Source organism: Shewanella sp. 5_MG-2023, from assembly GCF_030547465.1.
GTDB lineage: Bacteria > Pseudomonadota > Gammaproteobacteria > Enterobacterales > Shewanellaceae > Shewanella.
Genome location: NZ_JAUORC010000006.1, coordinates 43,793 through 64,942, shown reverse-complemented (window position 1 = coordinate 64,942; position 21,150 = coordinate 43,793). Strand labels below are relative to the sequence as shown.

At 41.8% G+C, this 21,150-nt stretch carries 18 protein-coding genes; 9 read left to right on the top strand and 9 right to left on the bottom strand.

Going from position 1 to position 21,150, the window contains the following annotated elements; translation table 11 throughout:
- Window positions 1-10: 10 nt before the first annotated feature.
- The 6 genes from Q4557_RS04810 to pspF all read right to left on the bottom strand — a co-directional run bounded on the left by Q4557_RS04810 (window position 11) and on the right by pspF (window position 6,493).
- On the bottom strand, window positions 11-796 hold the full coding sequence (locus tag Q4557_RS04810; protein ID WP_102440526.1) for an ATP-binding cassette domain-containing protein: 786 nt from the start codon (window positions 794-796) through the stop codon (window positions 11-13).
- The gene (locus tag Q4557_RS04805; protein ID WP_102440527.1) at window positions 777-1,784 is read right to left on the bottom strand and encodes an oligopeptide/dipeptide ABC transporter ATP-binding protein; all 1,008 of its coding nucleotides are present in this window, start codon (window positions 1,782-1,784) and stop codon (window positions 777-779) included. The genes Q4557_RS04810 and Q4557_RS04805 overlap by 20 nt, the downstream gene beginning before the upstream one ends.
- 3 nt (window positions 1,785-1,787) lie before the next feature.
- Window positions 1,788-2,678, bottom strand: a complete 891-nt coding sequence (locus Q4557_RS04800) for an ABC transporter permease subunit (protein WP_102440528.1) — start codon at window positions 2,676-2,678, stop codon at window positions 1,788-1,790.
- Complete coding sequence (locus Q4557_RS04795) at window positions 2,665-3,696, bottom strand: ABC transporter permease subunit (RefSeq protein ID WP_102476349.1); 1,032 nt, start codon at window positions 3,694-3,696, stop codon at window positions 2,665-2,667. Before Q4557_RS04795 ends, Q4557_RS04800 begins: the two co-directional genes overlap by 14 nt.
- A complete protein-coding gene (locus tag Q4557_RS04790; protein ID WP_102440530.1) occupies window positions 3,696-5,324 on the bottom strand; it encodes an ABC transporter substrate-binding protein in 1,629 nt (542 codons plus the stop codon). The genes Q4557_RS04795 and Q4557_RS04790 overlap by 1 nt, the downstream gene beginning before the upstream one ends.
- A 71-nt stretch (window positions 5,325-5,395) precedes the next feature.
- Window positions 5,396-6,493 (bottom strand): phage shock protein operon transcriptional activator, encoded by a 1,098-nt coding sequence (gene pspF / locus Q4557_RS04785; RefSeq protein ID WP_102440531.1) that lies wholly within the window; start codon window positions 6,491-6,493, stop codon window positions 5,396-5,398.
- 178 nt (window positions 6,494-6,671) lie between these two features.
- Between pspF and pspA the strand changes: the two genes are divergently transcribed.
- From pspA to Q4557_RS04755, 6 genes are all read left to right on the top strand, one after another.
- Window positions 6,672-7,367, top strand: coding sequence for a phage shock protein PspA (gene pspA / locus Q4557_RS04780; RefSeq protein ID WP_076536951.1), 696 nt, complete (start codon window positions 6,672-6,674; stop codon window positions 7,365-7,367).
- Between the two features lie 19 nt (window positions 7,368-7,386).
- Window positions 7,387-7,626, top strand: a complete 240-nt coding sequence (gene pspB / locus Q4557_RS04775; protein ID WP_102440532.1) for an envelope stress response membrane protein PspB — start codon at window positions 7,387-7,389, stop codon at window positions 7,624-7,626.
- The gene (gene pspC / locus Q4557_RS04770) at window positions 7,613-8,008 is read left to right on the top strand and encodes an envelope stress response membrane protein PspC (protein WP_076536947.1); all 396 of its coding nucleotides are present in this window, start codon (window positions 7,613-7,615) and stop codon (window positions 8,006-8,008) included. The genes pspB and pspC overlap by 14 nt, the downstream gene beginning before the upstream one ends.
- Window positions 8,009-8,146: 138 nt before the next feature.
- Window positions 8,147-9,601 carry a YcjX family protein gene (locus Q4557_RS04765; protein ID WP_102440533.1) on the top strand — a complete coding sequence of 485 codons (1,455 nt, stop codon included), beginning with the start codon at window positions 8,147-8,149 and terminating at the stop codon, window positions 9,599-9,601.
- 1 nt (window position 9,602) lies between these two features.
- Window positions 9,603-10,703: a TIGR01620 family protein gene (locus Q4557_RS04760; protein ID WP_303411029.1), complete on the top strand. Its 1,101-nt coding sequence runs from the start codon at window positions 9,603-9,605 to the stop codon at window positions 10,701-10,703.
- Between the two features lie 170 nt (window positions 10,704-10,873).
- Window positions 10,874-11,221, top strand: a complete 348-nt coding sequence (locus Q4557_RS04755) for a helix-hairpin-helix domain-containing protein (RefSeq protein WP_076536941.1) — start codon at window positions 10,874-10,876, stop codon at window positions 11,219-11,221.
- Window positions 11,222-11,295: 74 nt separating this feature from the next.
- Here the strand turns inward: Q4557_RS04755 and Q4557_RS04750 are convergent, their stop codons facing one another.
- On the bottom strand, window positions 11,296-12,033 hold the full coding sequence (locus tag Q4557_RS04750; RefSeq protein WP_303411026.1) for a YciK family oxidoreductase: 738 nt from the start codon (window positions 12,031-12,033) through the stop codon (window positions 11,296-11,298).
- A 259-nt stretch (window positions 12,034-12,292) separates the two neighbouring features.
- Between Q4557_RS04750 and Q4557_RS04745 the strand changes: the two genes are divergently transcribed.
- The 3 genes from Q4557_RS04745 (at window position 12,293) to Q4557_RS04735 (ending at window position 16,963) form a co-directional block, all read left to right on the top strand.
- Window positions 12,293-14,785, top strand: coding sequence for a VolA/Pla-1 family phospholipase (locus tag Q4557_RS04745; RefSeq protein WP_303411024.1), 2,493 nt, complete (start codon window positions 12,293-12,295; stop codon window positions 14,783-14,785).
- 120 nt (window positions 14,786-14,905) lie between these two features.
- Window positions 14,906-15,919: a protease SohB gene (gene sohB, locus Q4557_RS04740; protein WP_198590876.1), complete on the top strand. Its 1,014-nt coding sequence runs from the start codon at window positions 14,906-14,908 to the stop codon at window positions 15,917-15,919.
- Between the two features lie 21 nt (window positions 15,920-15,940).
- A complete protein-coding gene (locus Q4557_RS04735; RefSeq protein WP_303411021.1) occupies window positions 15,941-16,963 on the top strand; it encodes an AraC family transcriptional regulator in 1,023 nt (340 codons plus the stop codon).
- Between the two features lie 69 nt (window positions 16,964-17,032).
- Here Q4557_RS04735 and Q4557_RS04730 read toward each other — a convergent pair whose 3' ends face one another.
- Both Q4557_RS04730 and Q4557_RS04725 read right to left on the bottom strand, forming a co-directional pair.
- Window positions 17,033-18,241 carry an SO2930 family diheme c-type cytochrome gene (locus Q4557_RS04730; protein WP_303411018.1) on the bottom strand — a complete coding sequence of 403 codons (1,209 nt, stop codon included), beginning with the start codon at window positions 18,239-18,241 and terminating at the stop codon, window positions 17,033-17,035.
- A gap of 105 nt (window positions 18,242-18,346) precedes the next feature.
- Complete coding sequence (locus Q4557_RS04725; protein WP_102440540.1) at window positions 18,347-20,995, bottom strand: parallel beta-helix domain-containing protein; 2,649 nt, start codon at window positions 20,993-20,995, stop codon at window positions 18,347-18,349.
- Window positions 20,996-21,150: the final 155 nt, after the last annotated feature.

Genomic DNA, 21,150 nt, shown 5'->3' with positions numbered 1-21,150 from the left:
TTGGAGCAGTTTAGCGTTTGGCTGTGAGTTGTGTTTGCTGCGATATTAAGCGGCGAGAGTATTCTTGTTGTGGGTGATTGAATAATTCTTCTGTGCTCGCTAGTTCAACTACGCTGCCATTTTTGAGCACCAGTACCTTGTCACTAAAATGACGTACAATGTTCAAATTGTGGGTCACAAAAATATACGATAGCCCCATTTCTTTTTGTAATTTTATCAGCAGATTAAGTATTTGAGAACGCACTGATAAATCTAATGAGGCAAGTGCTTCATCAGCGATAATGATTTTAGGGTTTAACATTAAAGCTCTAGCAACGGCTACACGTTGTTTTTGACCTTCAGAGACCATATGAGGATAGAAATTGGCATGTTCAGGTAGTAAGCCCACTTTTCTGAGTCTATCTGCCACCCGCACTTTTCGTTCCGCTGAATTCAATGTGGTGTTAAATCGTAATGGTTCTTCTAGTAGGCTACCAATGGTTAACCTCGGGTTTAATGAGGTGTTAGGGTCTTGAAAAATCATTCTAATTAAGCGGCTGCGCTGTTTGAGATTTCGCGCCTCCAATGCTTCCCCTTCAAACAATATTTCTCCACCGCTGCGAGGCTCTGCGCCAACCAGTATTCGCGCTAAGGTACTTTTACCTGAGCTTACTTCACCGACAATAGCCAAGGTTTGTCCACGCTCAAGTTTAAATGATAGTGGTGACAGGGCTTGATTATATTGCGCTTTGAACCTTTTATAACCCGTAAAATAGCGTTTGCTTAGCTGGTTTACTTTAAGTAATGGAGTTGTCATCTTCTATCTCACTGTTATACGGGAAATGGCAGGCAAAATAGCGATCTTTTTCGTGGGCCAAACTGGGTTGGATAACACATGCTCTTTGGGCGTCAGGGCAGCGAGGACCCAGCCTGCACCCTGCAGGCAAATGCTGCAATGACGGCGAGGAACCTTGCAATGTTGGTAAATAGGCTTTGTGGCGTATTTGGCCTGCAAAGTCTGGCAGATTTTTGAATAATGCTTTGGTATAGGGGTGATAGGGTTGTTTGATTAATTCGTTAACGGGCCCCGACTCCATGATTTGTCCGCTGTATAAAATACTGATGCGATCGCACCATTTTGCTAAAGTTTCTAGTTCATGGCTGACTAGCAGTATAGAGACATTTTGAAGTTGGTTTAATTGAGCTAACAAACGAAATATTTGCGCTTGAGTACTTAATTCCATCGCATTCGTTGGTTCGTCGGCGATTAATAACTTAGGGTGGTTAGCTACTGCCATAGCAATCATTACCTTTTGGCAGGCACCTTCAGAAAGTTCCCAAGGGTAGCGCTTCATAATGGCTTTGGGCTTTTTAATTCCAACTTTATGAAGCCATTTTTGCGCGGTTAAATGAGTGTCTTTTGCTCTGCGCCAAAAAGGCACGGCTTTGTTTGGCGTGAGCGATTCAATTAACTGACTGCCGATAGTTTTTACCGGGTCTAAACTGCCAGAAGGGTCTTGGAAAATCATGGTCATATCACTGCCCATTAAGCTGCGACGTTGCTTTTTAGTCATTTCCAATAAATTTTTGCCATCCCACATCATGCGATCGGCAATGATGCGCCAGTTTGGGCCTAAAACGCCTAGTACCGCTTTGGCTAATAAGCTACGCCCAGAACCTGATTCACCAACTAAGCCATGAATTTCACCCGGATTAATGGTTAAACTGACTTTCTCAAGTACCTTCACTGTGCCTTGTGGGGTATCGAGTTCGATAGTGAGATTTCTGACATCAAGTAATGGCATGGGCTAGTTTCTTATCGGCGCGAGCGCCGAGCGTAATCCGTCACCCACCAAATTAATGGATAACACAGTAAATAGGATCGCCAAACCTGGAATGGTAATCGACCAAGGCGCAATTAATTGGCTGTTTAACCCTTGAAAAATCATCGCTCCCCACTCTGAGCTAGGGGCTTGTGCTCCAAGATTGAGAAAGCCTAAGGCGGCAATGTCTAATATCGCCACCGATATGGCAATGGTCGTTTGAATAATAACCACTTCCCAGACGTTTGGCATGATGACATACCAAAAGATTTGTATTTGACTGGCGCCATCAAGTTTAGCGGCAATAACGTATTCTTTTTGTAGCTCTTCATGTACTGCTTGGTGAATTGCCCGCACAAATTGCGGCGTTAAGGCTAAGCCTACTGCCCAAAATACATTTATTAACCCCGGACCGGTCACTGCGACAACCAAAATGGCGAGCAATAATGACGGAATTGATAATAAGGCATCGAGCAAATGACCTAAAATACTTGATTTTAACCCACGCATCATTCCTGAAAGGGAGCCAATAATAAAGCCGACGATTAAGGCGCAAAGCACCACAATTAATGACATGCCGAACGTTAATCTAACCCCATGCAATAAGCGGCTGAATAAGTCTCGGCCTAAATCATCGGTACCTAAAAAATGCGAAACATGTCCAAGGGCGTCCCATGATGGCGGTAATAATATGGCATCAGGATTTTGCATTTCTGGTGGGTAAGGAGCGAGTAGCGGCCCCAATACAACCAGTAGTAATAAAAATATTACCGCCCAAAGGCCTGCGACAGCAAATGGGTTACTAGCAAATGCTTTCCACAATTGCATCATAGGTGAAGCTATGTGTTCATCCTGATATATTTTAATTGCTGGCATACAGTTCTTTCCTATTAATAGGGTTAATAGTGGTATGCACTAAATCAATCATAATGCTTAAAAAGATAATCAGCAAAGAGACTGAAAGGATCCCTGCTTGAATCACGGTGTAATCTCGCTGATATATTCCTGCAATAAGCCATGATCCCACCCCTGGCCATGCAAAAATTACCTCGACAATAATGCCGTAACTGGCAAACGAGCCAAGCATTAAGCCAAAGGCTTTAAGAACTGGGATAAGCGCGTTAGGTAAGGCGTGTTTCATTAAAATACTATAGGTATTAAGGCCACGGGCTTCAGCAGCGCGAATATAGGTTTGGGTCATAACCGTCATCATTGCTTGACGTGTGATACGTATAACGACAGTAAAAGGTAATACAGCTAAGGTTACCGCAGGTAAAATGATGTGTAATAAGGCATCTTTAAATGCTGAGATCCGATAGGCTTCATGTGATAGCAAAGTATCGATCAGCATAAAACCTGTGACGGGTTCAATTTCATATAATAAATTGATTTGTCCAGAGATCGGCAACCACTCTAGCTTTACCCCAAACCATAATGACAAGGTTAATCCGAGCCAGAATACAGGTATAGAGTAACCGGTTAAGGTTAGGGCTAAAATACTGCGCTGGACTGACTTGCTTTCACTTAATGAGGACAATACGCCAAGTGGCACTCCAAAAAATATTGCTATCGTCCCAGCAAATAATGACAATTCAAAAGAGGCGGGTAACACGTTACTGAGCTCTGTGGCGACACTTTGTTGTGAGTTAACCGAAATCCCTAAATTGCCTGATAATCGCTCGGTTAAATAAGCGATAAATTGACTAAGCTGGTTACTATCAAGCTTAAAGTCTGCAACGGTTTGTGCTTGTTGCTCACTGCTAGGGAACTGTATCCCAGTTAAGGCGTAGCTTTTTTCAACTGGAAACATACCTGTGGCAAAAAACAGTACCGCAATCATAACCAATGAAGTGGCAAAAAATAAATTAATTCGTCTTAGAAAATAACGCCACATTAAGGTTTTTTCTCCGCAGTTTTTAGTTCGATATTAGAGAAAGCCATTCCACCATAGGGGTTAACATCTTTAGTTGATACTGAAATGTTTTTTAGGATCAATTTTTGTCCATGGGCAATATTAACCAAGGGAACTTGCTGATGAATGAGCTGTTCAGCTTGCTGATATAGCGCCTTTCTTGTGGTTTTTATTGGCGTAGCTTTAGCTTGTGCAAGTATTGCGTCCAATTCAGCTGAACACCATTTAGAACGGTTATTATTTGATTCTAGGGCTGAGCAACTGAGTAGTGGGGTAAAGAAATTATCAGGATCGGTATTGTCAGCATTCCAACCAATTAATACTGAATCATAATCTTGGCTAATTAATTTTTGCGTAAACACGCTCCAGTCATAACTGACAATATTCACTTTAACCCCAATGTTGGCTAAGTCGGCCTGAATCAGCTCTGCGGTCTTGAGGGCGTTTGGATTATAAATTCGCACCACTGGCATCGCCCAAATATCAAAGGTTAAGTTATTAACCCCTGATTCTTCTAACAGCCTTTTAGCTTTCTCAGGATCAAAATCATTAGGGTCGGATGAGTCTGAATAAGCCCATGATCCTGGCGGCAGCATTCCGGTCGCTTCTACAGCGGTGTCATGGTAAACCACATTAAGGATATTTTTCTTATCAATGGCATGGGCAAGGGCAAGTCGAACTCGCACATCGTCTAGAGGAGGCTTTTGAGTGTTAAATGCCCAAAAACCGACGTTTAACCCCGGTTTAGTGTTAACTTTTAAGTGTTTATGCTGTTTAATTACTGCAAGTTCATTTGCCTTTGGCAGGGCAGACACATGGCAATCTTTAGTGATGATTTTAGCCAGTCTAGACTCACTTTTAGGTGTGATATCAAAAACTAACAGGTCAATTTTAGCCGCTTTACCCCAATATGCGGTATTGCGTTTATAGCGAATAAAATCATTTTTGACATAATCTGCGAGGTAAAAAGGCCCTGTGCCGATGGCGAAGTAATCGATATTTTCAGGGGTACCTGCCTGCCATTGTTGCTCGCCATATTCGGCAGAAAGAATAACGGCAAAATCAGTGGCCAAATTAGCTAAAAATGATGCATCAGGTTGGGTTAAGTGGAATACCACTTCATAATCGTTTACTTTTTCGACTCGACTCACTAAGTTGGAAAAATCAATACTTTGGAAAAATGGATAGCCAGTTCTGCTCACTGAGTGAAAAGGATGCGCGGGATTAATGATGCGATTAAATGAGAATAGGACATCATCGGCATTAAAATTTCTTGAAGGTTTGAACAAATTATTGTGCTGGAACTGTACGCCTTTACGCAACACAAAGTGATAACGTAAGCCATCATCGGATATGCGCCACTGGGTTGCCAGCGCAGCCATAAAATCAGATGAGTCATTGTTATAGTCAATTAGGCGGTTGTATAACTGATTAGAACTGGCATCAATAGTGGTACCAGAAGTGACCAATTGCGGATTAAAGGTTTCAGGATTGCCCTCAGAGCAATACACAATACCTGATGGGACATTGAGTTCACCACAACCTGTTACTAAAAAACTTAGCAAGCAGAGTAATGCAGCAGGTTTAAAGCGTTTTAATGTCTCACGCATTTTTTCATCATATTATTTAGGTACTGAATAAGTATTTTAGCAGTGTTAATAACTTAGGAGCAAATATCCTATTAAGACTTTTCAAGTAAATTATACTTTTTCAAAATGCCCCGCAGTTGGTGGTAGCTTAAACCTAATATTTCAGCGGTTTTCTTTTGATTATATTGGCTTTGGGCTAAGGCACTTTTTAGCAGGTTAATCTCATAGTTTTCAGTATGCTCTTTAAAGTCTAATGGGAAGCGAATATCTCTGTCTGTTGCACTGGTGCTAACTGATGATGCTTCATTTTCAGTGGAGTCATCGGTTACTGGAACCGCGACTGAAGTATCGGGAGCTTGATGCTCTGTTTGCTGCCTTTCACGAGTTTTGATTCTTGATGTTGGTCGATAAGGAGAGGCAAAAGGATCGACAATAATGTGGTCAATTTCTTCACCTTCAGATCCTCGACGATAGACGCTGCGTTCGACCACGTTTTTAAGTTCGCGGATATTACCTGGCCAGCGATATGACATGAGTTGCTCTATAGCTACTGGACTAAAACCGCCAAAATAATCTAAATTCAGTTGCCTTGCCATGCTCACGGCAAAATGCTCTGCTAAAGGCATAATGTCTTCTGTGCGGCTACGAAGGGGCGGTAGGGTGATAACATCAAAGGCTAACCTATCCAGTAAATCAGCCCTAAATTCACCATTTTCAGCTAATGAAGGTAAGTCCTCATTGGCAGCACAAATTAACCTTACATTGGTATTAACTGTTTTACTGCCACCCACTCGTTCGAATTCACCGTATTCGATGACACGTAACAGTTTCTCTTGAATTAATCCTGAGGTATTGGCCAGCTCATCTAAAAATAAGGTGCCTTCATCGGCGCGTTCGAAGCGACCTTCATGTTTGCCTTTCGCGCCCGTAAACGCACCAGACTCGTGGCCAAACAGTTCGCTTTCAAGTAATGATTCACTTAATGAAGAGCAGTTTAATTTAATAAACTCTTTATCCCAACGGCCTGATAAATAGTGTAACCGCTCGGCGATTAATTCTTTACCTGTGCCGCGTTCACCAATAATTAATACCGGCTTAGAAAGTGGGGCAACTTTAGAAACATGTTCTAATACCTCTAACAAAGCATTAGATTGTCCGATAAGATTGTCTTGCTCAAATTGTTTAGTCACTGTAATTTTTAGTCTATTACGCTAACAAGTGGTGAAAATCATAATAGTGGGCTGCGGCATTAAAAGAAAGAAAAAGTTAATATTTTGGTTATGATGTTGAATTGTCTGGTTTTTTAAAAGTTGGCACAACTCGTGAATAGTAAACTTCGACATTAACAATATTTTTGAGGGACACATTATGGGAATCTTCTCACGCTTTGCAGATATCATTAATTCGAACATCAGTGCTTTACTTGATAAAGCTGAAGATCCAGAAAAAATGGTACGCCTGATCATTCAGGAAATGGAAGACACGTTAGTTGAAGTACGCTCTACTTCTGCAAAAGTATTAGCAGAAAAGAAAGAATTACTAAGACGCATTAGCCGAGTTCAAGAGCAAGTGATTGATTGGCAAGCTAAAGCTGAATTAGCTTTATCGAAAGATAGAGAAGACTTAGCAAAAGCTGCGCTAATTGAAAAACAAAAAACGGTTTCATTATTAGAAACCCTTGAGATGGAACTTCAAGTAGTAGAAGAGCACATTGCTCGTCTTAAACATGAAGTTGAACAGTTACAAGAAAAACTGAATGATGCCAGAGCACGCCAAAAAACCATTATTATGCGCAAGCAAACTGCCACTTCACGTTTAGAAGTTAAAAAGCAGCTTGATTCAAGTAAAATTGATGATGCGATGGTGAAGTTTGAGCAATATGAGCGTCGCGTTGAAGGTTTAGAGTCACAAGTTGAAGCTTATGATATTGGTAAAAAGGGTAGCCTTGCTGATGAGTTTGCGGCACTTGAAGCTGAAGATTCAGTCAATGACGAACTTGAAGCATTAAAAGCGAAAGTGAAAGCTAAATCGCAACCTAAATCAAAAACTAAATCAGACAAGTAAACTTTTTCAGAGGTGAGTTATGGATATGGATCTTCTTATTGCCCCAATCATTATATTTTTAGTTATTGTGGCACCTATTTGGTTGATTCTTCATTATCGCAGTAAGCGACAAGTGAGTCAGGGGCTCACTGAAGAAGAGTTTACACAATTGAATGAATTAATTGCCCAAGCTGAAAAAATGGGCCGACGTATTGAAACATTGGAAGCTATTTTAGATACGGAAGCGCCAGAGTGGAGGGGGAAAGATGAGCACAGCTAACGGTCGCACATTATACCGCATCCCATCATCAGGCAAAATTTCTGGGGTATGTGCAGGGATTGCAGACTTTTTTAATCTTGAAACCTGGTTAGTCAGAGTGGTCGTAGTCTCAATATTTTTATTGGGTGGTTCTGGGCCTGTGTTTATTATCTATGTCGCCTTATGGATGATATTAGATATTAAGCCTGAAGATACAACACATGCCAAAGGCCACAAAGATATTGAAGTGAAGAAAAAGGTTTGGCAGGCAGGAGAGCCGGCAAAACGTGCCTTACATGATGTAAATAGTCAGTTTTATGCACTTGAAATTAGACTGCAACGACTTGAGCGCCATGTCACTTCCGATAATTTTGATTTGAAAAGAGAAATTAATAATCTTTAACTCGATTCAGACGACTATCTTCATATAATTCCAATGGGCGGTTTACCGCCCTTGTGTTTTTTTAGCAAAGACTTGATTATCAGTACTTGAAAATATTTTTCATCCCTATTTTGCTTATTCCTTAATTTGAGATTAACTATGAGCTTTATTGATCGTTCAATTAATAAAATTTCCCAAAAAACTCATCAATTAGTTCATCGCTCAACCGATCGGCATGTTCGTTTAGCCGTGACCGGTTTATCAGGGGCGGGTAAAACCGCCTTTATAACAGGGCTGGTTAATCAAATGCTCCATGCGGGGCTGCAATCAGAAAAAAGCCAAACTCAAAACCCATTGCCTTTGTGGCAAGTGTGCCGTGAAAATCGTTTGATAGGCATTAAACGCGCCATGCAACCTGATTTAGCCATTGCCAGTTTTGACTATAAAGGAGCGATGACATCATTAACCCAGTCGCCTGCAACTTGGCCTGCATCAACCCGTAATATCTCTGAGTTAAGGCTAGCGATTAAATATCGTCCTCAAAAGGGCATATTGGCAAAACTTGCTGATACTGCCACCTTGTATGTGGATATTGTTGATTACCCAGGTGAGTGGTTATTGGATTTACCAATGATGAAGCAAAACTTCATCCAGTGGTGTGAGTCACAAATTGACGTTAAGCACCGATTAGCTGCCTCAAGCTATTATCCGCAGTTTGTTAGTGTATTAGCTAACATCAATTTATCAGAAACTGCTGATGAGCATAAGTTAAAGCAGATTGCAGACTTGTACCAAACATTACTGGTCGACTTGGTTAACAACCAAGGCTTTTATCTTGCACAGCCTGGTCGAATGCTATTACCTGGAGAGTTTGCCGATACCCCTTTATTGGCCTTTTTTCCACTCATAAATCTCAGCAATGATGAATTAGCCAATTTAGAAAACGCTGCTGACTCTAGCTATTACCAAGTGCTAAAGCGTCGCTATGAAGAGTATGTTTCAGTGGTGGTTAAGCCGTTTTATCGGGATTATTTTGCTAGTTTTGATCGTCAATTGGTGCTGGTGGATTGCTTTAATGGCCTAAACAGCGGTAAAGCACAATTTGAGGATATGGGTAATGCACTCAATAGTATTGTCGAAAGCTTTCATTTTGGACAATCGAGTTTATTAAGGCGTTTGTTCTCACCTAAAATTGATAAGTTACTGTTTGCCGCCAGTAAGGTTGACAGGGTTACTCGTGATCAGCAGAGCCATGTATTAAGTTTATTGACCGATATGCTAAAACACAGTCAGCACTTTGCTAACTATGAAGGCTGCGAAGTCGAAACGATGGCCATTAGCGCCATCAAAGCCACACAGCATGGCATGGTATCAACAACCAGTGGCGAGCAAGAAGTGGTCAGAGGCATAGATAAAAATCAGCAAATGCTCACCATATTTCCAGGCGAAGTGCCTCAGCGGTTACCCCAAGATAGCTTTTGGGACAAGCAAGGCTTTAATTTCGTGTCTTTTAACCCGCCTCGATTACCACAATCATCGATGTCCGACCCTCGTTTTGAGCATATTCGCTTAGATCATCTTTTACAGTTTTTGCTGGGGGATAAGTTGCAATAATATGAGTAAAAATAATAGCAAGAGAACAGAGTTTGAAGACGCTCAACTTAAGCAGCAGCAAGTGTTTGATACTGAAACGCTTGATTCGGGTAAGGATCAAGACGTTAAAGGGTCACAATCATTTACCGATGTCGAGTTTATTTGTGAAACTAATTTAGCAAAACTCCCTGAAACCATCGATGAACTCGAGTCCATCGATAAGCTCGGCGCTAAGCCTAAAAAAATCTCAATGCTTGCCAAGTTATCATTGTTAGCTTTGATACTGGTGGTTATCGTTCAAACCATACAAGGGCTGCAAACTGCCTACCTGCAAAGCCCGTGGCTATTTGGTTTTTACGTGACAGTGGCGGGGATCATCATGGCGTGGGCTGGGGCAATAACCCTGTCAGAGTGGAAAAAACTGATAAAGCTTAAACATGTGGCCGATACCCAAGCCACAGGCGAGCGTTTAGCGTTAAGTATGCAGCGCGGTGAAGCCAGTAAGTTCATCAGCCCCTTATTGCAAAAATACCCAGATACCGAAGGTAAAAAGCAATACTTAGCCATTAATAGCGTTGAACATAATGACGCTGAAATGGTGATGCTATTTGATGAATTAGTTTTGTCTGAACGCGATGAAAAAGCCAAAAAAATTGTAAGTCGCTTTGCGGCGGAGTCGGCACTACTGTTAGCGGCGAGTCCTTTAGCAGTATTAGATATGGCGATTATTTTATGGCGTAATCAGCGCATGGTTAATGTTATTGCAGATGTATATGGCATTGAATTAGGCTATTGGAGCCGGATTAAACTGATAAAAAGTATCGTACTAAATATTGTTTATGCTGGCACCACTGAAGTGGTAACAGATTTAGGCACCCAGTTATTATCGGTTGAAATGACCGGAAAGTTATCAGCACGTTTAGCCCAAGGTTTAGGCGGAGGTTTATTAACTGCGCGACTTGGTTATCAAGCCATGAGCTTATGTCGGCCGCTAAGTTTTAAATCGCAAAATCGCCCTAAATTGAGCCAAGTGCATCAGCAGTTGTTAGGCGAACTAAAAAGCTTTTCTGCGAGTGTAATGAAAACAAATAAAAATAAGCAAAAACAAACAGTAGAAAAATAATCTTACTTATTTTTGCAAAAAATAAATTGTTTACTACAGTTTTATGTTAGCGATAAATGCCCTGTTTTTAATAGATCATTTTCTTGTTGAATAGGGTGTAACGCTGACAAATACCGACCATGGATAGGGAAGTTGGTCGGGTTATTAAATAGGACTTTAAGGAGTTAACAATGAAACATCCATTACTCATGGGCGTCATGCTCACCTGCGCGTTATCAGCAGCAAGTATCAGTTTGGCTGTCGCCAAAGACACCACTAAACCAGCAGCACTCACTTCAGCTGAAATGTCTAAAACCACAGCCGTGAAAAGTAGCAATACAAAGATGGCTAAGGTGAATATTAATAAAGCGACAGCAGAGCAGTTACAAGCCCTCAATGGTGTTGGTGAAGCCAAGGCAAAAGCCATTGTGGAATATCGAAATAAATATGGTAAGTTCAAAAATGTCCAGCAATTAACCCAAGTTGCCGGTATAGGTGAAAAGCTGGTTGAGAAAAATGCTAAAGCGATAAGTTTGTAATTTATCAATTGATGACTTGGTATTAAAAAAGGGAGCTTTCGCTCCCTTTTTCAGTTTACAGATTCAATGGATGGTTACTGAGCGGTAAGTTGCTGACCGTTGACTTCAAAAGAATCTTCACCCATTAAATATAAGTAGGTTGGCATGATATCTTGTGCGGTTTTTAATGTTTGTGGATCTTCACCTGGGTAAGCTTTTGCGCGCATTTCAGTGCGGGTTGCACCAGGGTTAATACTATTTACACGCAGGCTAGTGCCTTCACATTCATGGGCAAGTACTTGCATCATGCCCTCAGTCGCAAATTTAGAGAACGCATAAGGTCCCCAATAAGCTCGTCCTTGACGACCAACACCGCTAGAAGTGAAGATAATAGATGCTGATGGTGCGCTGCGCATTATCGGTAATAAGGCTTTAGTTAAGATTACTTGGGCGGTGACGTTCACTTTCATTACATCTTCAAGTGATTCAAGGTCGATATGTTCAAACGGCCCTAATGCGCCAAGTAAACTGGCATTATGCAGTAATCCATCTAAATGACCGAATTGCTCAGCGATAGTTTCGGCCATATCTTGATAGTTTTGCTCTGTGGCACCTTTTAAATCTAATGGCACAATAGCAGGTTTGGGATAACCAGCTTGTACTATTTCATCATAAACCGTTTCAAGTTTTTTAACTGTTTTACCTAGCAAAATAACGGTCGCGCCGTGTTTTGCGTAGTTTATCGCCGCAGTGCGACCAATACCTGCGCCAGCGCCGGTAACCAGGATTGTTTTATTTTTTAGTAAATCTTTTTTAGCTTGGTATTCCAACATGATTCAATTTTTCCTTGGACTGTAAAAGCATGTCAAATCTCGTTTCGAACAAAAGGTAAACGAACGTTTTAAACAATTGACTTATATTTGTTAGTGAATAGTATGCTTCTTTGTAACAAATTTGTGGCTAACTCTATAATTTTACGTTAACTTGAGATGAGTTAAGGGCAAAAATATGTCCTTATGGTCATGCGTTTACGCTATTGTGACCAATTTTTGGGGAAATTAAAATTATTACAACAAGATTTGGGGAAAAAAGATGAAAAGACTCATATTGGGTGTTGCTATTGCATCTGCTCTTGGGCTTAGCGGCTGTAGTGAAGATAGTTCTAACGAAGCAAAAGATAATGTAGAAACGCTAATTCCATTCTCTCAAGTGGTATTTGACCCTGCTGCAGGTGATGTGCCATTACCAAATGACCTTTTATTTAACGGAACACTTGATGGAACGCTAGCTATACCAGGTGAAGACGGTATTGATTATGTTGATCCATCGCTTGCTTTGGGGGCATTAGATGGCTGGTCAACTTCATCACCAATTTCGCTTAGTGTTGATTTAGCAACAGACTCTGATGGTGCAATGCTCACCCTTGATGAAGCCTCTGTTTCTCAACCTGGTGCAGTAAGATTATTTGAAGCCACTGTTGGCGGCGCTTTATCATCTGATCCTGAATGTAGCGATGCGCCCTCTGTATCAGCATGTAAAGTGGGTGATGAACTGCAATTTGGTGTTGATTTTGTGGCATTAGCTTCAGGTAATAAAATTGCAATCGTGCCTTTAAAACCGCTTAAAGCTAATCAATCTTATATTTACGCTACCACCACATTAGTTCAAGACTCTGCAGGCCGCGCCGTTGAACCATCGAGCACATATAATTTATTAAAACTAGATATCGACACTAAGCCTCTTGAAACACCTGATCAATTATTCCTTCAAGGTTTAGTTAATAGTTATGAAAAGGGCTTAGCAGCAGAGCATGGTGTTGATGCTGAAACTATTTCATATTCTGGTTTGTTTACCACCCAATCGGTTGCAGATGTATATGAAACCAGTAAATTATTGATGGCATCAAGCGATCCGTATAAACCTTCTTTTGTTCAACCGCCAATGCCTATGGATAATGGGTTTGGTGGCACGGTGACCGTTGCCCAAGCTGCGGGTTTAACTCCGGCAGATGGACTTGCCTATGTGGTTTCTGACATCGCTGAAATCTATACCGCTGTAGTACGTTTACCATTTTATGGTGATTGTTCATCTGCAAGTTGTGTTATTCCAATTGTAGATGGTGCGCCTACGGCGCCAAATGGTCGCTGGTTCGCACAAGGCGATAGCCCTGTATCGGTTTTATTAGCGCTTCAGGCTGGAACCATGAGCCAAGCTAACTTTGGCCAACAAGCTGTTGCACAAGGTGTTGACCCAGCGGCTGCATTGCAAAATCCAGCATTAATGGCTGGTAAAACGTGGAAATTGGATGATGGCACTGATGCCGATACCACAAAGCATTTAACCAAGTTTAATCCAATTCCAAAAATCATGGGTTATGAAGATGTCACGGTTCAAATTACTCTGCCAAATGCCGCTAAGTTAGCTGCATTTAGCGCACAAGCAGGGTTACCATTTGTAGCACCAACTAACGGCTGGCCAACAACAATGGCATTGCATGGTTTAGGTGGCACTAAGCAAATGGCCTTAGCTTATGCGGGCACATACGCAGCAGCTGGTATTGCGACGATTGCCATTGATATGCCACTGCATGGCGATCGCTCGTATGATGCTGATGGCGATGGCATCTACGATATTTCAGCCACTAGTGATTTATTTGGCCCACAATATGCTAATGGTAATCCGCTCGTGTTTGTTAACGTAGCCAGTACATTAACGGTGCGTGATAATTTCCGCCAAGCAACCATGGATCATTTAGGTCTACGTTTGTTATTAACGGGTATGTATTCGCAAATAGCGCAGACACCAGGTGCTACTCAAGTATTTGATATCAGCAAAATCAGTGCTCAAGGCTTAAGCTTAGGTGGCATTGTTGGTACTACTGTTTCAACTTACGCATCAACAGGTTTAGTTAATCCTGCTGACGGTAGCGCATTACCAAATGCTTATGCTATTAATGCCGCATCTTTAGTTGCTCCTTCTGGTGGTTTAGCTGGTTCATTTGCCGGTTCTGCGACTTTTGGTCCTGTATTATTTGATACTGTTACAGCAAGTGCCGATTTCATGGCATTAGTTGATGAAGCTAATGTGGGTGGCTATGAGCCTGGAACGCCTGAGTACGCAGCGCTTGTTCAAGCGGTATATGCTGAGTTTATTCCCACCTTTGCCTTTGCAGTGCAAACGGCGGTTGATTCAGCAGATCCAATTAACCATGCTTCAATGTTAGCTGATACACAACTACCGGTTCATTTAATTGAAGTTGTAGGTGATGGTGCGGGTAACTTATCTGACCGAGTATTACCTAATCAGGTTGAAGGCTTCCCATTATCAGGAACAGAGCCGTTAATTGCAGCGATGGGCTTAGATTGTGTAAGTTCAACCAATGCAGGTTCTGGTGCGGTTCGCTTTAGTAAAGGTCATCACAGCTCTATTGTTAGCCCTGCTGAAATTGATAGCGTAACTGATGGTATGGCCGCTGCAGCGACAGTTGAAATGCAATCTCAAGTAGCGGCATTTGCTAAGTCAGCAGGCTTAGGTGCAGCAACGATTTTGGTTGATAACGACGAAGTGCTTCAAGCATGTGAGTAATAGAGATTAATAATTTAATCTTTTGATTAAAAACCCAGCATTTGCTGGGTTTTTATTGTCTACCGGGTTTAACTTCCTGCTAAGATAACGGCAATTAACTTTTCCCATTTGGAGTGTATTTTGGAGTTTTTATCCGAGTACGGCATGTTTCTAGCGAAAGCCGTCACTATTGTCGTTGCAATTCTTGCCGTTGTTATTGTGGTTTTAGCAAGCAGTATTAAACATAAAACTGAAAAGGGTGAGTTAAAGCTTACTGATGTTACTGATGAGCTAAAGGAACTTGAGAAAGAATTAAAGCAAGAGCTGCTGTCTAAAAAGCAATTTAAAGCTTATGAGAAAAAACTAAAAGCTGATGAAAAAGCGGCTGATAAAGAAGATGCTCCCACTTCAAAAGTATTTGTTATCGATTTTAAAGGCAGTATTGATGCAGGTGAAGTCGCCTCATTAAGAGAAGAAATTACTGCGGTATTAACCGTTGCTGATGAAAACGATCAAGTGTTAGTGAATGTTGAAAGCGGCGGCGGAATGGTGCACGGCTATGGTTTAGCCTCTAGCCAGTTAGACCGCTTGAAGCAAGCCAATATCCCACTGACTATCTGTATTGATAAAGTGGCAGCCAGTGGCGGTTATATGATGGCCTGTGTTGCGAACAAAATTGTTGCCGCGCCATTTGCGATTGTGGGTTCAATTGGTGTTGTTGCCCAATTACCAAACTTTAGCCGTTTACTTAAAAAACACGATATTGATTACGAGCAGCATACCGCTGGTGACTTTAAGCGGACTTTAACCGTGTTTGGTGAAAATACTGATGAAGGTCGTGAAAAGTTCCAACAAGAGTTGGAAGAAACCCATGTGTTATTTAAACAGTTTGTCAGTAAGTACCGTCCAGATATGGATATTGCAAAAGTCGCAACCGGCGAGCATTGGTACGGTCAACAAGCGATTGAATTAGGCTTAGTTGATGCTATTTCTACCAGTGATGATGTGGTGCTTGAGTTAGCCAAAAAACACCAAGTCATTAAAATTAAATATCAAATGAAAAAGAAACTGGCTGATAAAATTGCCCATGGCGCTTCTTTATCGGTTGATAGTGTATTAAACCGTTTGATGGAGCGTGATAACGCTGTTAAATAAGCCATTTAGAATAGGGTATCGATGCAAAGAGAATTAGGCTACAAGGCAAATATGATGGTAGGGGATCAATGTTACCCTGCCTTTGAACTACGGAATTTGCTTAACTTTATTGAACTGCATCTTGGCGACGTTGTAGCTACTGATATCTATTTAAAAATTGGCTTAGGGCCGCAAGAACTCAACGCCATGCAGTTTGTTTATGTATGGCAGGTTGAGTATGCCATGGAAGTGTTAAGAACGACCTCGCCAGATCCTGAAATTGGCGCTCGATTGGGCGCCAGTTATCAAATTGCCAGTCTTGATGTGTTACTGCCTTTCTTTGATAAATTTACCACCTTAAATCAATGCCTACTGTTTGTGATCAAAAACCCTGATTTAGCGGGTAGCTTTGCTGATACTGTTATTCGTTTTGATGAGACTAGATTATGGGTAAGGTGGCTCAATACCGGAAAAGCTAACGCCCAAAAGTTTGCTTTTCAATTTCAGCACAGTGTTTGCGCGTTATTAGGCGCCGCAAGGCAGTTAGTAGCTTCACCTGTGGTTATTGATGAAATTCATATGGCAGAGCCTCAATGTAACACTGAGTTTTTAAGTGCAGAAACCGGCGCTAAAATTGTGTTTGATTGTGATTTCTATGAGTGGGGTATTGATATTGCTATACTCAATACACCGCTAAGTTATCAATTTGACCACCTTGCCTTAGCCGCTTCGGTGCCAGATGGCGTGTCATTTATTGAGCCGCTGCTGACAGATATTCGCCTATGCATGCCTAAGCCACCCAAGCTTGAACAATTGGCAGAAAAACACCATATGAGCGCCCGAAGTTTACGCCGAAAACTATCGGCTGCGGGAACCAGTTATCAAAAGCTGGTGGATCAAGTGCGCTGCCAAGCAGCGATAAATTTAATTTTAGCAAATGAGTTGAGTGCAGAAGACATATCTGAAGTGCTCGGTTATGGCGATGTTAGCCATTTCAGACAAAGCTTTAAGCATTGGCTTGGCTATCCACCCGGTCACTTCTTAAAGCTTAATCTTGTCAGTTAACAGTCTTTAGTTTTCCTATTTCATTGCTTAATCATTCATTATTTAACGGTGCACTCTGCTACAGCTAATTTAACTGCACGTTGCAATGGTGATAGCCATGTCATCAATCCAGCGTTTAATTAAATCAGCGCCTTCAATGTGGGTCATTTCTCGGCCAATGGGCGGCATTCTATCTTTAGGGCTTAACAGTGTTTGTCGATAATGCACAATAGAGCGCTCGCCATTGCCAGGAACAATGTCATAAGCAAGCCCATTAGGGCCGCCATCCCAACCTGGTGGCTGCTTACAAACGCCATACTCAAATGAAGTATGATCAATATGATACTCAAGTCTGAGGCCTGAAATGCTGGCAAAGCCCTCTGCGCTATGACAATGGGCGCAATTCACATCGAGGTAGCCTTTAGCGCGGCTGGTTAATTCTGCTGTTTCATCATTAATGGCAAAAGATTGTGCAACGCTGTTAAGCGCGGGTAAGTTTATTAACTGGCCTTGCTGTGCCCACTGAGTCAGTTGATTAATGGGGGTGTTGTTACTGTCTGTTATTTGGCGGTTTAATAAATGGGCTTTAAGTCCAATAGGCTTTATGTTGCTGCTTCCTTGCTCATTAACTTGATGGCAAATTTTACATTCAGCTTTGCTGGGAATGTGATAATCAAAACTAATCGATTCGCCCTGATTATTCATGGTGTGGGCCACATTCGCGCCAGCGATAACAAGTTTAGCTTGGCCTTGAAGCCATTGGTAGGCTAATGCTGTCCAGCCCGTTTCTCGATGGATTAATAGCCGTGTTTCGATTAATTTCTCATTATCTGCGCCACTATTTTGGGTATCAAAAGGTAACGCAAAGCTTTTAACTAATACACTACCAACGGGTAATTCGAATTGGCTTTGGGCTTGAAAGCTGATTGCTTGATCATCAGGTAAAAAAATGAACCGATATTTACTGGCGTAATTGGAAAATAACTCAGTAGATAGTTGGTAAAGCATACCAGGACTTCGTGGTGATTCAGTTGGTTTGCTTGGGTCGATAAACAAGCTGTAATCCGCTAGATTGTCACAATCTGCGCTCATTAATGCGGGCCAATTCACTTCGCTATTGTTTTGTAAACATAGCTCATCAGGCGCTGTCTCGGGATCCTCTGGCACTGCTACAGGTGGCGTTGGCGTATCAAGGATATTGTTATCGTTATTATTCTCTTTTGAGTCAGAGCCGCCGCAGGCTATTAGCGACAAACATAAACTAATAACAAGTATTTGATGGGCTTTAAAAACAAACATTGATGACATCCTTGTATGAATAGAATGTACGATGAAAAAGCCGAGTTTCCCCGGCTTATTTGGTTTGATATAACCCGTGTTTACATTACATGGGTTAAAGCTTACTTAGGAGCATGATGCTGCAGGTAATCGCTTAATCCACTCGTTGATGAGTGCAACACCTTCATCATGGGACAAGCTACGGCCAATTTCAGGCATACGATCGCCAGGTTCATTGGTTTCCATACGGAAATGTAAGATTGACTCTTCAGGATTACCCGGAACCACATCAAAACCTAAGCTGCCGCCGCCATAAGCAACAGGTGACTTACAAGTACCATGAGAAAATCCTGCATCTTCATCATAACTGCGCCAGTACTCAAGCTTTAAGCCTGTGTTAGAGGCATTACCTTCAGGTCGATGACAATGGGCACAGTTAATATCTAAGTAGCCTTTAGCAACGGCCATAAGCTCAGTATCCGACATAGAATCAATATTTGCTTCATCGCCATCTTGGAATTTTGGCACCATAGGGACAGTGTCTAATTCTGGCACGCCTTGTAAAATACCTGCCGCTTGCCATTTCGCGAGTTGATTCATTGCTCCATCAGCATATGGGTAAGTTTTATTAAGGTGACGAGCTTTAGGTCCAATGGGCATAAATACCGCATTACTGTCTTCATCGGCTTTAAATTGATGACATTGCTTACATTGATTCATGCTGGGTACGACGTAATCAAATGCCAATTCAGCGCCTTTGTGAGTAATGGTTTTTCCTTGAATCGCGCCCGCTTTAGCAATAACAGCATCGGATTTATCGGCTTTCCAAACATAAGGCAGCGCTGTCCAGCCAGTGTCACGATGGATCAGTAATCGTGTTTCAATTAAATCCTCGTTTGCAAATCCACGATTATTAGTGTTTGTTGGTAAAGAGAAGGTTTTACTGATCACTGTGCCTACAGGGAAGTCGAATGATTCATTTTCGCTGTAGTCGGCGATAGTGCCATCAGGTAAATACACAAAGCGATATTTACTGGCATGATCGGTAAATAATGGCGTATTAAGATCATAAGGTAAGCCACCCGAGTTTGGCCCATCGGTTGGATTAGCCATATCTGCAAATAGATTATAATCAGACAGGTTAGGGCAGTTAGCTTTTAGTAGTGCATCCCAGCTGACATTATCACCACTGGCTTCACATAAGGCTAAATCACCATCGCCTTCAAGGCCGCCTTCACCTTCACCAATAGAGCCACCGCCACCGATTAAAGTGCCGCCATCACAACCTGCGGTATCATCATCAACACCACAGCCAAATATCTCATCACCAAAGGTAACGGTATGAACAGGTAGGCTCACTTGGGCGCAGTTCATTAAGTCCATTTGCGTTTTTTCATAAAGCACATCGGCAATACTGGCATCGGTATTATTATTGGCATATAAACGGCCAATACTTACCTCACCATTATTTTGCGCACACACGTTATCACTGCCATCGGCGGCAAAAGGTAACTCCTGTAAACCTAAATAGGCCGCGGTGCCGTTGTTAGAGAACATCTCACCTAAACCATCATATAAAATCCCCGGTAATGCGCCGTGGGTTAATACATAAGCGGTGATGATATCTTTAATTAAATAGCCTTTTGGCTTAGTGCCATAATCGCTGATCACGTTGTCATGAATGGAGATATTACGCGGTGTTGGACGCCAGCCATCATCAATAGCTTGGCCTGGTTGACCATAATTACCCACAAAAGTACTGATATCGGGCTCAGCAATAAAGAAGCTCGAAATAGTTAAGCCAACCGTGTCGTGGTTTGTAATTTCATTATTAAAAATTTCTACATCGTCAGTGGATAACACAATCACCCCAGTTCCGGGTGGCACAATATGTACCCCTGCTGGGTTTGATGATGCGTTAGCAAAGTTCAAGGTATTATTATCGTAAACCTTGTTATTAAAAATACGTACGCTTGAACCATATCTATGGTTATTAATCGGTAAATCGAAGACTAAAATACCGCCGGTATTACCCATGGCCTCGTTATCGTAAACGTCGGCATATTTAGAGTTTTCAATTTCAATGCCGGCGACGTTTTCTTTAGCGATATTGCGGCGCACTACAATATATTGGGATTGGCCAACGTAAATACCGGCATCAGCACTACCGCGAACATAGGTATCTTCAATAAGAATGTTTTCACACTCTACAGGATACAAACCATAAGCACCGTTGCCTTCATCAAGTTCGCCTTCCCAAATGGTTGCCAACCTTCTTAAAATAATGCCATTGGTATTTTTGAGTTTAATACCGTTATTTTTGGCTTCGTTAACGGATAAGTCTTGAATAATAATGTTCATGGCATTTTGAACAAAAATACCATCACCCGAATTGGCCTCAGAAAAATCCAACACGGTTTCATCTTGGCCGTAACCCATAATGGTAATATTTTTGGCAAAACTGCCGTCGCCGTCTACATCACCATCAAACAGTAAGGTCGATTCTATTTTGAAGTTACCTTTGGGTAATACGATAACGTCATTACTTTGGGCGTTGATTAATGCTTCTTGAATACTGATAGTGAGGTTATCACCCGCTTCGACCATGATGGCACCTTCAGGGAAGGTGGGACCGGTTTCTGCTGGTGGTTGAACAACGGGTGGGGTTTCGGTGATCTGTGAATCGTTATCATCTGAGCCGCAGCCCGCTAAACTGATTGTGACAGCTGTTGCTACAAGTGTAGGTACCAGCCAAGGCTTTGTCTTGTTGAACATAGCATCTCCTGCTTTTTATTATTTATGTCCTACTCCAGCGTTATACGCCCCAAAGGAGTGGATACGATTTATTCGTATGTTGTTCAACATGCCTTGGAGGACACTTGTTAATCAATGTGAAATCTGGCCACATTTATTTAACAAGTTTTTTTGAT